Source organism: Solidesulfovibrio fructosivorans JJ], assembly GCF_000179555.1.
Classification (GTDB): Bacteria; Desulfobacterota; Desulfovibrionia; order Desulfovibrionales; family Desulfovibrionaceae; genus Solidesulfovibrio; species Solidesulfovibrio fructosivorans.
This window is the reverse complement of sequence record NZ_AECZ01000035.1, coordinates 1-13275: the sequence shown is the minus strand read 5'-3', so window position 1 is coordinate 13275 and position 13275 is coordinate 1. Positions and strand designations below refer to the sequence as shown.

Below are 13275 nucleotides of genomic sequence, written 5' to 3'. Positions count from 1 at the left end.
ATTTATTACTACATGCGTTTATAAAAATTAGGCTTTTTTTTGTCCTTCCGGGTTTCCGTGGGTAACCAGACACTCATACCTGTTTAGGATAGAGGTCCAATCCGCCACAGAAGAAGTAAATGGCTGTCTTGAAGAGTTCTCGATTCCGGTAGCCGCAGGCCCTCCGCTTGATGGCCATGATCTTGCTGTTGAGCCCCTCCACCACGCCGTTGGTGATCCGATGCCGGCAAAAGGTCAGGATGTTGTCCAGGTGCCGCCCGACGTTGCGCATCGGGGACAGATCTGACTTCTTCACCCAGGTCAGCCAGCGCTTCATGAGGGCCTGTAACGAAATCTGTGTAAACCTCCACTAAGGGGCGAAAGCCCCAGGAGGTTTCCGTGCTGATCAACCGTGACGAACTGGCCAGGAAGGTGCTCGAGGGAGAGATCACCAGCCTGGACGACCTCAATTCCGTTCTCCGTTCGATGATCAAGGACGTGGTCGAAACGGCCATGGGAGCCGAGATGACCGGCTTCCTCGGTTACGACCGCTACCAAACTCCGGACAGCGGTCCTGGTAACCGACGCAACGGCTACAGCCAGAAAGAGCTTGCCTCGAAGGTCGGCCCCATCGTCATCGATGTGCCCCGGGACCGAAAATCCGAGTTTGCGCCAGCCATCGTTAAGAAGCGCCATAAGGACATTGGCGGCTTCGAGGAACTCATTCTTTCCATGTATGCCAAGGGGATGAGCACCCGCGATATCCAGCACCACGTCAAGGAAATCTACAACCACGACATCTCACCCGAGACGGTCAGCCGCATTACTGACGCCGTCATCGACAAGGCCAAGGAATGGCAGAATCGGCCACTGGAGCCGATTTACGCTATCGTGTTCATGGACGCGCTGTTCCTTAAGCTCCGGGTGGATGGCCGGGTCAAAAACGTGGCTGCGTACCTCATGGTCGGTATCGACCTGGAGGGAAAAAAGGAGTGTCTGGGCATTTGGCTTGGGCAGAGTGAATCAGCCAAGTATTGGCTCAACGTGCTCAATGAGTTCAAAAACCGGGGTGTAAACGACGTGCTGATTTTTGCCGTGGATGGCCTAACTGGCTTTCCCGAAGCCATCAGAGCCGTGTACCCCCAGGCTGAGATTCAGCGCTGCCTCGTTCACCAGGTCAGAAATTCGCTGGCGCAGATGGCCTGGAAGGATCGCAAGGAGGTTGCCAGCTCCCTGCGCTCGATCTACACCGCTCCAACAGAGGAAGCCGGTCTCATGGCCCTGGCCGAGTTCGAGGAAACCTGGGGGCGGAAGTACCCCCATGTCGTGCTGTCCTGGAAACGGCACTGGCCGGAACTGGCGACTTTCTTCAACTATCCCGAAGCGGTGCGGCGGCTGATTTATACCACCAACCCCATCGAGAGCCTCAACAGCCGGGTCAGAAAAACCGTGAGGGGGAAAAGCGTCTTCCCGACGGAGATCGCCCTGTTCAAGGCCCTGTATCTGGCGGTGGCCGAAGCCGAGAAGCGGTGGACGATGAAGACAAGGAACTGGCCAGAGATCATGGCCCAGCTTTCGATCTTCTTCCAGGAGAGGCTCAAAGACTATCTCTGCTGAAACGTCAACCAGGGGCGTTTACACAGTTTTTGGGACACTCCCGGGGATCATGCCCTCGGTCATGGCCAGTTGCCGAATGCGCCGCGTGTCCGAGGTCTCCATGATGAGCTCTTGAATACCATCGGTCATCTTGATCATTTCATAGATGGCAGTTCGTCCTTTAAACCCGGTGCCCAGGCAATGTTCACAGCCAACGGCGCGAAAAACCTGTGGAGCAGGACGGTCGGCTAGCCTCAGGCTGGCTATTTCCTGGTCCGAGAGGACATCAGGCCGCTTGCAGGCCGGGCATAACACCCGGATTAACCGCTGAGCGACGAGCACCCGGCAGGCGGAGGCCAACAGAAAGGGCTCGATGCCCATATCCACGAGTCGAGTGATGGCTGTGGCTGCATCGTTGGTGTGCAGGGTGGAAAACACGAGGTGTCCGGTCATCGCGGCCTGGACAGCGATGCCGGCGGTCTCGCGGTCGCGGATTTCTCCCACGAGAATGACGTCCGGGTCCTGACGGACCATGGACCGCAGCCCAGAGAAAAACGTCAGATCGATCTTGGGGTTGACCTGCATCTGGGCGATGCCTTCGATCTGATATTCTACGGGGTCCTCGATCGTGAGGATATTTTTGTTGGGCGTATTGATGTGTTGGAGGGCAGCGTACAAGGAGGTGGTCTTGCCGCTGCCCGTGGGGCCGGTGACCAGGATCAGGCCATGGGACAGGGACACGGATGCACGCAGATCCTCAAGGGATTCAGGGGAAAGCCCCAGTTCCGTCAAGCGTAAAATTTTGGCGTTCTTGTCCAGGAGCCGCAATACGGCCCGCTCGCCAAGGGCCGTGGGGAAAATGGAGATGCGGATATCTACTACTTGCTCCCCCAGCCGAATCTCAATGCGTCCATCCTGGGGAAGACGTTTTTCGGCGATATTGAGCCGGGCCATGACCTTGAGGCGGGACAGGACTGGGGCCTGCAGGTTCTTGGGGATATTGTCTATGGGATGGAGCACGCCATCGAGACGATACCGCACCTTGAAGTCGGCTTGTCCGGGCTCGATGTGAATATCACTGGCGTTATTTTTGATCGCCTTGAAAATAATCTGGTTGACGAGTTTGATCACGGGGGCACTGCTGGTCTCGTCAAGAAGGTCGCGGCCAATGCCTTCCTCGGCGGGGACCTCAAACTGAAGGCCCACGTTCTCGTCCATGTCCCACAAGGCAGCGTCGAGTCGCCCCTCGGCTTTTCCATACGAACGGTTGATCGCCGAAAGAATGACCCGGGCCGGGGCCAGTTTGGGCTTTGCCAGGGGCAAGCCTAGGAGCTGACGAAAATCATCCAAAACGTTGAAGTTGAACGGATCGGCTACAGCCGCCTGCAAGGTTCCATCTTCCTCGCGCAGGACCACGGACAGATTTGCTTTCAGATAGGCGATGGGAAACGGTTCGACATGGCCGAAGTCCAGCCTGTCATCCTCGATGGAGGAAAGCATCTCAAAGCCGAACAGGCGAGCGAAAAAATTGAGAAAATTATCCTCGTTAACATATTTTTGCTCCACCAACAATCGGCCAAGAGACTCCCGGCTTTTCCCTTTACTGAGCGACTCTAGGATCCCACGGACTTCATGACGGTCCTTGCCACTTTCCTCGACCAGAAGATCCTCAAGGTACGGCACAGGCAAGCCGGCTTCATCCCACGTAGTGCGCTCATCCTGCCCCGAAACGTTTTTGGCTCGCCAGGGCCAGCAATTAAAGGAAATCACGGCAGAATCCTCAAGAAGGCGTCTTCTCGTACCAGTTCCGGCGTACTGGACAATCCTTGAGCTTATGATTCCAAAACGTCATTCCGTATACCTTGAAATATATGAGCTTGTTCTATTATTAATCAACAAACTGTACGCCTCCGGCTCATCAATTACAATCATTTTGGGAGATGGGATCCAGGGAAGACAGCTTCCTATCTGAACTTCGAAGTCGGTCACGTCCGTCAACGTGGTGTAAATTCCAGTGTGCTTGAGGTGGCAATCGGTCAGGCTGCCCTAGGTGGAATTTGGGCTGGCTGCGCCTCGTTGGGTTGGGTGTTGAGTTCGGCCATGGCCTCAACCTGCATGTAGCGGCTTTGCAGCTGCCACTCGTCGTTTTGCTCCAGCAAGATGGCCCCGATGAGCCGGATGATGGACTGCTCGTTGGGGAAGATGCCGACCACATCCGCCCGCCGTTTCACCTCTTTATTCAGCCTTTCCAGGGGATTGGTGCTGTGCAGCTTGACCCGGTGCTGTGTCGGGAACGTCATGTAAGCCAGCACGTCGTGCTCGGTTTCATCCATGAAACTGGCGAGCTTTGGCCATTTTCCGCGAAGCTGATCGGCGACATGCCTCCAGGTTTGGCTGGCGCTGGCCGCGTCCGGCTGCAAAAAGGCCTGACGTAGGGCGGCGGAAACCATGGCGTGCTGCGATTTAGGGACGCGAGCTAAAGCGTTTCGCATCCAGTGGACCCGGCAACGCTGCCACGTGGCTCCGAACGTCTTGGCGATGGCGGCCTTGAGACCTTCATGGGCATCGGAGACGACCAGCTTCACACCGGCGAGGCCTCGACGAAGAAGGCCTTTGAGGAAAAAAGACCAGAACGGCTCAGCTTCGCTGGGGCCGATGTGCAGCCCCACGATTTCCCGACGGCCTTCCGTGTTCGCGGCCACGGCGATTATGGCGGCAACGCTGACCACCCGGCCGCCTTCACGCTGCTTGAGGTAGGTCGCGTCCAGCCACAAATAGGGCCATTCTCCCGTCAGCGGCCGAGAAAGAAAGGCATGGACCCGTTCATCGATGTCCTTGCGCAGTTTGGACACCTGGGACTTGGAGATGCCGGAAAGGCCCATGGCTTGGACAAGATCATCCACGCGCCGCGTCGATATGCCGCCGATCCAGGCCTCCTGGATGACGGCCACCAAGGCGCGCTCGCTGGTCTTGCGTGGCTCCAGGAAGGGCGGAAAGTAGCTGCCCTGGCGCAGCTTGGGGATGCGCAGTTGCAGGGAGCCGACGCGGGTATCAAGGCTGCGGTCCCGATAGCCGTTGCGATAGCTGACCCGCTCGGCGCTTCGTTCGTGGCGGCAGGCTCCGATCAGACCGTCCACATCGGCTTCCATGAGAAGCTGCAAGACCGCTTCCGCCAGGGAGCGGAGAAAATCGCCGCCGTCGGCCTTTTGCATCAGCTCGATTAATGCCATGCTGTCCTCGGCCATCGTGGTCTCCTTTGGTTGCAGGTGCGGCTTCGCAACTTCACCTTACAGCCAATCGGCCCGATGGCCACCTCGCTCATCCCGTCCAGGCTGGAGGTCCCCCCCCCGGCCTGGACGACTCCAGAATTTACACCACCTCCGTGGACTCTACCGAATTCCGGGCAATCAAGCGGTATTGATTTTTATTTCAGTAAGATAGGTGGAAGAGACTCTCTCTCATGAAACCAAATACCTTGTCGCACCCGAGCAACCACGCGGAGTCAGTATATATTGCGGGCTATATTTATTTGAAATAATTTCTAAAAACTTAAAATGCTACGGAATTAATATCTGTATAACGTGAAATTATTTACAAGGGCAAATTTATCACCTATTCATATCAAAGTTTTGTTTCCTTGTTTTTGTTGAGCACAGATTTTCTAGCCCGTTCCCGAGAGGAGGCATCATGTCGCGCCGCGCTCTGGGTCTTATTCTTGGCCTGTTCCTGCTCGTTCCAGGAACATTTTCTCTGGCCCAGGCCGACACGGTGGTCTTCGACAAGACCTACACCGTCGGCTGGCCCACCGTGCTCGTTTCCCATGATGCCTTTTCCGTGAACGAAACCCAGGAGGCGACTTGCGTCGTCACCAAGGTGGACAACGGCAAGAAATTCAAAAGCGGTTTCCTGTGGCTAAACGACAAAAAATTGCTTGGCGAAAACGACCTGCACGGCGACAAAACCGTTTTTGAAGTCCCGGTGACACTCAAGAAAAAAAACAATCTCTGGATTTATTGGCACGGCCAAAAGGGCTCGGCTGTGACCGTGGAATTTCGGATCAAGAAGCAGGCCCTGCCTCCCACGGCCTCTCTGACCGTCGATCCCACGGCGGTAACCGTGGGCAATTCGGCCACCTTGACCTGGACCAGCCAGAACGCCGACACCGTGACCATCGACAACGGCATCGGCCAGGTGCCCACTTCTGGCTCTCTGTCCGTAACACCGGCACAGCCGACGACGTACACCCTGACAGCGGCCAACGCTGTGGGCCAGGCCACGGCACAGGCTTCCATTCGCTTACGCGCCGATGTCGCGCCACAACCCGAGGGGAGCTTCGGGGCGCAATATCAGGATCTCATCCCCTGGAACACCAAGCTCGCCTCGTATGACGCCAAGCGTTTTGCTCTGGTGACCGGGCGGGTCCTTAGCGCCGCAGGCACACCACTCCCCGGGGTAACGGTCTCGGTGGCCGGCCGGACCGAATACGGCTCCACGCATACCGACGCCGACGGCCGCTACAACCTGCCTCTCGAGTCTACTGGGAGCATGACCGTGGTCTATTCCCTGGCCGGCTACCTGCCGGCCCAGCGCACGGTTCCGGTCCGCTGGAACGATACGGCCGTGGTCGAAGACACTTTGCTCCTGATGCCGGATGCCAAGACAACGAGCGTCATCTTTAACGGTAATCCCGGCTCGGTTATGACGCATGAGAGCTCGCCGGTGACAGACGCTTTTGGCAAGCGCTCCGCTACCCTGGTGTTCACGGGTGACAATAAGGCCTTCGAGGTGGACGCCTCTGGCAATACGTTAAGAGAATTGACTGAGGTCAATGTCAGCACCACGGAATTCACCACGCCAGCGTCCATGCCGGCCAAGCTTCCACCGACCTCGGCCTTCACCTGGTGTGCGGACATGGTCGTGGACGGCGCGAGCCGGGTGCGTTTCGACAAGCCGGTCATTGGTTGGCTGGACAATTTTCTCGGTTTCGAGGTGGGGACGATTGTTCCGGTCGGTTACTACGATAGGGACAAGGCCGTATGGGTACCTTCCGACAATGGTCTCGTGGTCAAACTACTCGACACCAATGGCGACGGGGTCGTGGATGCCTTGGACGCGGACGGCGACGGGCAGCCCGATGATTTAAACGGCGACGGTTCCTTCGTCGATGAAGTGGAAGGGTTAAGCGACTCCACGCGCTACAAGCCCGGGGAGACCTATTGGCGCTTTAGCATGAGCCATTTCACGCCATGGGACTGCAATTTCCCTTATGGGCCGGCAGCGGGCGATGAGCCGCCCAATCCCGGGCAGAATCCCGATGGCGGCGGAGGATCGGACGACGACGACTGCAAAACCTCATCCGGCTCCTCGGTCAGCAATCGCATGCGGTTTCTTCACGAGGACATTCCCGTCCCCGGTACAGATCTGACAGTGCATTACGCTAGTGACCGCGTACCTGGATATAAACACATCATTACTGTACCTGTCAGCGGAGCCACGGTGCCGGCCACGCTCAAAAGCATGACGGCTCGAGCCACAATTGCCGGAAGAGTCTTTGAGCAGGTCTTGCCGCCCGAACCGAACAAGACGGTGGAATTCGTCTGGGACGGTCTGGATCAGATGGGAGAGCACTCCAAGGCTGCCACAGCACAGGTGGAAATCGGTTTCACCTATGATGCGGTGTATTATAAGCCCGACCCGTCAAAAGCCGCCGAGACCCCAACTCCAGCCTTTGCTCGGCTCGGGGACATCATCACTGCGGTCAGGACCAGACAGGAATACACTGTTTGGAAGCAACAGACAGTGACGCTAAACCGCTCAGATTTCGACATGGGTGGTGATATTGCCCAGGGTTGGACACTTTCCGTCCATCATCGGATGAATCCTGTAAACCCAGGCATTCTGTATAAAGGCGACGGCAGTATTCTCAAGAATGCCGGCAAAGGCCCACTCGCTATTGTTCAACAGACAAATGGCACCAATGGTCCCACGCTTGATTGGTATTATCAAAAACCTATAGGTATCAGCCCAGATGGAATGCTCTATGTCGGTGACGCGAAGGAAAGAATATATCGCATGGAGTTAGATGGCCGCAATCCTGTCCTGATCGCCGGAGGCGGCACCAAGAGTGTCACAACGACACCGATTGAGGCGCTGACCGCGAGCCTCGGCAGCGTAAAAGTCATGCGCTTTGCTGCGAACGGCAGTTTGTACATGGTGAGCGCCACCAAGGTATTTCGGCTTGATACGGACGGGACGATACGGGTCGTGGCCGGCAACGGATCCACGCACTACAACGGCGACGGCATCCCGGCCACAGCCGCGAGTCTTTATCACCCAAATGGCTTGGCTGTTGACGCCCAAGGCAATCTCTACATCGCTGATCAGTATAACAACCGCATCCGAAAAGTTGATCAGAACGGCATCATCACGACGTTTGCCGGCACAGGGGCCGGGGCGTCCAGTTCTTGTCCTCCGGCTGACGTCCGAGCCGATACGTTGGCTCTCGGGCCTTTCGGAGGCATGGACATCGATGCGGAAGGCCGGCTTCTTGTAGGAACTTCATCGAGACTTTATCGGATTGAACAAACTGGGAATGTAACAGTCCTTGGCGGATGCGGAAAGAGGTCGTCTGACCATATTCAGCCAAACACTTCCATAACAAGTTATATTAATTTTGGTTTTTTTGATATAAAAATTGACAACGATGGCGGATTTTATGTTGTATCAACCGCTCCAGGGGCTTATTGTTCTATCTTAAGAATAAACTCAGATGGCATAGTTTCTACAATAGCTGGGAAAATAACAGTTGGAACCCCAGCAAATGTTGGATTTAACTTCGACATTCCTGCAGAGTCATTTCACATAACAGTAGCGCCCAATGGAGATCTATTCTATACAGACAATTTATACAAACAAAATACAAACATCAGCCGCTTGGCGCCGTCTTCACTTGTCATCAACGATGATAACGGCCAGCGCTACGTCATGTCCAGCGCCGGCCAGCATCTGCGCACCGAGGACCAGGAAACCGGCAAGACCATCTACTCCTTCGGCTATGACGCGGAAGGAAACCTGACGTCCGTCACGGACCGTTTCGGCGCCGTCCTGACCATCGAGCGTAGCGGCGACGCAGCTACCGCCATCGTCTCTCCGGACGGCCAGCGCATGGCCCTGTCCGTGAACGACAGCGCACTTCTCACCCAGGCCGCCTATCAAGATGGCGGCGCCTACGGGTTCAACTATGATGCCGGCGGGCTGCTCCTGACCGAGACCGATCCCAACGGCAATCACTTCGTCCACGCCTATGACGCCAACGGCCGCGTGAGCACCGTCTCCGATCCTTTGGGCGGCAAGTGGACCTACACCAAGTCTATCCAGCCCGATCACACGGTCTATGAGGAAACGACCGCTGAAGGGCTCATCACCACCTACGAGGACCAGAATCTTTCCACAGGGTATTTTTCCACCATTATCGACCCAAGCGGCGGAGAGACCGCATACTCCAGAACTCCTGACGAAAAGCGCGTGACCAAGACCACCTCCTGCGGTTGGACCTTCAAGCTCACGTACGCCGACGATCCGCGTTTCTTCTATCCGTATGAGCAAAGGGAGGAGAAAAGCACGCCGTCCGGACTCAAACGGGTCACCGAATCCACCGTGGCCTACACTGCCGGCACGGATAATACGTTGCAGTCCATCCTGCGCACGGTGACGGTCAACAGCAAAGCCAGCACCCTCCGCACCGACCTGACCACCTCTACCCGTGTCCTGACCACGCCAGCGGGCCGCACGGCCACGGTCACCTATGACCCGACCTCCCTGCTCACCGCATCGGTGGCCGTGCCGGGCCTGGCCACCACGAACCTTAGCTACGACGCTCGGGGCCGTATCAGCGGCCAGTCCGCCGGAACGCGCAGTGTCACCGCCACGTACGATACCGCCGGCAACGTGGCCTCGGTCACCGATCCGCGCAACCTGACCACCAGCTTCGCTTACGACGATCTGGGGCGGCGCACGGCCATTTTCCGGCCGGACAACTCGGTGGTGCGTTTTACTTACGACAAGATGGGCAATATGATCGTGCTGACCACGCCGGCCAACGTGCCCCACGATTTCGAATACAATGCCGTCAATCGCAACTCGGCCTATGTTACGCCGCGTTCTGGCTCCTACGTCTACAGCTACGATCGCGACCGTCGGCTGACCAAAATCAGCTTTCCCTCGGGCAAGGCCATCACGCGTACTTACCAGGATGCTCAGCTTGCCAGTGTGGCCATGCCGGAAGGCACGGTCAACTACACCTATGAGACGTGCGGCTCCACGGTGAAAAGCCTCTCCTTCGGCACGGAGGGCATCACCTATGGCCACGACGGGCCACTCGTCACATCCGTGGCCCAGTCCGGCACTTTGGCGCAGACCATCAGCTATGCCTACAACAGCGATTTCAAGGTCAAGAGCCTGACCTACGCCGGCTCGGCCAACGCCTACACCTATGACAATGACAACCTGTTGACTGGTTCCGGCGGCTACACCATTGGCCGCGACAGTCAGAACGGGTTGCCGATTTCGGTTGCCGGCAACGGTTTCAGCGAGAGCCGGACCTTCAACCAGTACGGCGAGCCGGACGGCTGGACGGTGACCGTGGGCGGCCAGACGGCGGCCACGTATGCCCTGACCCGGGATGCGGCCGGCAACATCGCCACCCGCACCGAAACCGTGGCCGGCGAGAGCCACGACTTTACCTACACCTACGACAACGTCGGCCGGCTGACCCAGGTGACGCGCGACGGCACGGTGGTGGAGCGCTACGCCTACGCCGGCCCGGGGACCGGTCGCACGTCCGAGACCAACACGCTGCGCGGCCTGACCAACCGGACCTACGCCTACGACGACGAAGACCATCTGACATCGGCCGGAGACGCGAGCTTCACCTACGACAAGGACGGATTCCTGACGGGGAAGACCGTGGGGAGCCAGACGACCGGGTACACGTATTCGAGCCGTGGGGAACTGCTGCGGGTGGACCTGCCTGACGGGACGGTGGTAGAGTACGTCCACGACCCGCTTGGCCGGCGCATCGCCAAGAAGGTGGGCGGGGCCATCGTTGAGAAATACCTGTGGCAGGGCCGTACCCGGCTGCTGGCCGTCTACGACGGCTCCGGTTCCTTGAAACAGCGTTTCGAGTACGCCGACGCTCGCCTGCCCGTGGCCATGACGGTTGGCAGCACGCGTTACTTCCTGGTCTACGACCAGGTCGGGTCCTTGCGGGCGGTGACGGACGGCTCAGGGAGCGCGGTCAAGACCGTCGCCTACGACAGCTTCGGCAACGTCATCACCGACAGCAATGCCGCCCTTGCGGTGCCCTTTGGCTTCGCGGGCGGGCTCTTTGACACGGACACCGGGCTGACGCGGTTTGGCTTCCGGGATTATGACGCCGACGTGGGACGGTGGACGGCGAAGGACCCGATCCTGTTCGAGGGCGGGGATACGGATCTGTATGGGTATGTGGTTGGGGATCCGATAAACAGGGTAGACCCAATAGGAAAATTTGCATCTATCGTCGGAGGCGCTGTGGCTGGTGCGATAGGTGGTTCACTTGCTGGTGCAATAACAGGTGCAGCTTCTGCTATCATTACAGGTGGCAATGCGAGTGCTATTATTACATCTGCTGCTACAAGTGCATTAATAGGGGGGGCTGTTGGCGCTGTTGCAGGAGGACTAGCCGGTGCAGGGATAGTTGGTCCGTTAGGGTTAGCGGCTGGGGATTTCTTTGCCGGAGCGATGGTTGGAGGAGATGCTGGTGAAGGGTTCGCTTTGGGAAGCAAGTTTGGTACTGCTATAGGAATTATTGCTGATGCAATTATAAATCCAAAAGACGCTGATGGGTCAATAAATGGCTCGGGTGGATCTGGTAGCGGTTCGGGTGGATCTGGTAGCGGTTCGGGTGGATCTGGTAGCGGTTCGGGTGGATCTGGTAGCGGTTCGGGTGGATCTGGTAGCGGTTCGGGTGGATCTGGTAAAGCTCCCTGCCCTTGATAGCATATTGAAGAAGTGTGCCCTTGAGTCTCAATTGCGTTTATATTTTAGAGTTCGATTGATTAACGTTTCTAGCTCTCGTTGTCGAAAGGAACTTAGGTGCCGGGATATTCTGCAGTTTGCAAAGCAGCTGCTAAAAATAAACATCTATCCCATCTACTAGTGAAACGATCTATGCGAAAGTTTGTGGCGATTTTATGCTCGGCAATTGTGTTGGCATTGTTGGTCAAAAGGATATACAATGAAAGTGATATGCGAATAAGCGTATTGGCTTTCATGTTTCTTCTTGTGTTCATAGTTTATATTTTAAGCATACTGCTTGACACATTTTTTCCCCGGAGCTTGTTATTTAAGAAGTTGACAGCCTATTTAAAAAAATATAGCTCAGCTATTGACTATCTAGTGTTCATCGTAATTGGAGTCATATTTGAACTAATTTTTTCAGTGAAGTCGTTTGACAACATTGTTTTTGAATATATGAGACTGTGTTTTTTATTTATTGTGTTTGTAGTAATTTTGTATTTTATATTTTGCTTAATTAAAAAAATAGTATCGCGTGACAATTGACTTGTTGTGTGGTATTAGAATCACTGGAGGCAAGGCTGAAATGTTCAGAGCATTTAGTTCTCTCTTTGAATTGATAGTTTTGATGCCGGTAAGTGTCGTTAAAAAGTGGATGGGCCAACCCAGAAGGGAGTGTCCCAAAAACTGTGTAAACCACCCCGGTTGATGGTTTAGCAGAGATAGTCTTTGAGCCTTTCCTGGAAGAAGATCGACAGCTGGGCCATGATCTCCTGCCAGTTCCTCGTCCGCATCGTCCAGCGCTTCTCGGCTTCGGCCACCGCCAGATACAGGGCCTTGAACAGGGCTATCTCCGTCGGGAAGACGCTTTTCCCCTTCACGGTTTTTCTGACCCGGCTGTTGAGGCTCTCAATGGGGTTGGTGGTGTAAATTAACCGTCGTACTGCCTCGGGATAGTTGTAAAACGTCGCCAGCTCCGGCCAGTGCCGTTTCCAGGACAGCACGACATGGGGGTACTTCCGGCCCCAGGTCTCCTCGAATTCGGCCAGTGCCATGAGGCCGGCTTCCTCTGTTGGAGCGGTGTAGATCGAGCGCAGGGAGCTGGCAACCTCCTTGCGGTCCTTCCAGGCCATCTGCGCCAGTGAGTTCCTGACCTGGTGAACCAGGCAACGCTGGATTTCAGCCTGGGGATACACGGCTCTGATGGCTTCAGAGAAGCCGGTCAGCCCATCCACGGCGAAAATCAGCACGTCGTTCACGCCCCGGTTCTTGAACTCATTGAGCACGCCGAGCCAGTACTTGGCGGATTCGCTTTGGCCAAGCCAAATCCCGAGGCACTCCTTGCGTCCCTCCAGGTCGATGCCGACCATCAGATAGGCCGCAACGTTCTTGACCCGACCATCCATGCGGAGCTTGAGGAACAGCGCGTCCATGAACACGATGGCGTAAACCGGCTCCAACGGTCGGTTCTGCCATTCCTTGGCCTTGTCGATGACGGCATCGGTGATGCGGCTGACCGTCTCGGGCGAGATATCGTGGTTGTAGATTTCCTTGACGTGGTGCTGGATATCGCGGGTGCTCATCCCCTTGGCATACATGGAAAGGATGAGCTCTTCGAAGCCGCCGATGTCCTTCTGGCGCTTC

At 56.3% G+C, this 13275-nt stretch carries 5 protein-coding genes and 1 pseudogene; 2 read left to right on the top strand and 4 right to left on the bottom strand.

Features of this window, described 5'->3' with window-relative positions:
• Nucleotides 1-73: 73 nt before the first annotated feature.
• A pseudogene (locus DESFRDRAFT_RS17480) lies at nt 74-319 on the bottom strand (transposase); the annotation flags it as partial.
• A gap of 59 nt (nt 320-378) precedes the next feature.
• Here DESFRDRAFT_RS17480 and DESFRDRAFT_RS17475 point away from each other — a divergent pair.
• Nucleotides 379-1596, top strand: coding sequence for an IS256 family transposase (locus tag DESFRDRAFT_RS17475; RefSeq protein ID WP_005996165.1), 1218 nt, complete (start codon nt 379-381; stop codon nt 1594-1596).
• Between the two features lie 18 nt (nt 1597-1614).
• Here DESFRDRAFT_RS17475 and DESFRDRAFT_RS17470 read toward each other — a convergent pair whose 3' ends face one another.
• The gene (locus tag DESFRDRAFT_RS17470) at nt 1615-3345 is read right to left on the bottom strand and encodes a GspE/PulE family protein (RefSeq protein WP_005996164.1); all 1731 of its coding nucleotides are present in this window, start codon (nt 3343-3345) and stop codon (nt 1615-1617) included.
• Between the two features lie 266 nt (nt 3346-3611).
• The gene (locus tag DESFRDRAFT_RS17465) at nt 3612-4820 is read right to left on the bottom strand and encodes an IS256 family transposase (RefSeq protein ID WP_005996163.1); all 1209 of its coding nucleotides are present in this window, start codon (nt 4818-4820) and stop codon (nt 3612-3614) included.
• Nucleotides 4821-5262: 442 nt separating this feature from the next.
• On the opposite strand from DESFRDRAFT_RS17465, the gene DESFRDRAFT_RS17460 reads away from it, so the two are divergent.
• The gene (locus DESFRDRAFT_RS17460) at nt 5263-11610 is read left to right on the top strand and encodes an RHS repeat-associated core domain-containing protein (RefSeq protein ID WP_005996161.1); all 6348 of its coding nucleotides are present in this window, start codon (nt 5263-5265) and stop codon (nt 11608-11610) included.
• 734 nt (nt 11611-12344) lie between these two features.
• Here the strand turns inward: DESFRDRAFT_RS17460 and DESFRDRAFT_RS17450 are convergent.
• Nucleotides 12345-13275, bottom strand: a 931-nt coding sequence (locus DESFRDRAFT_RS17450) for an IS256 family transposase (RefSeq protein ID WP_005996157.1), incomplete at its 5' end; no start/stop codon positions are given.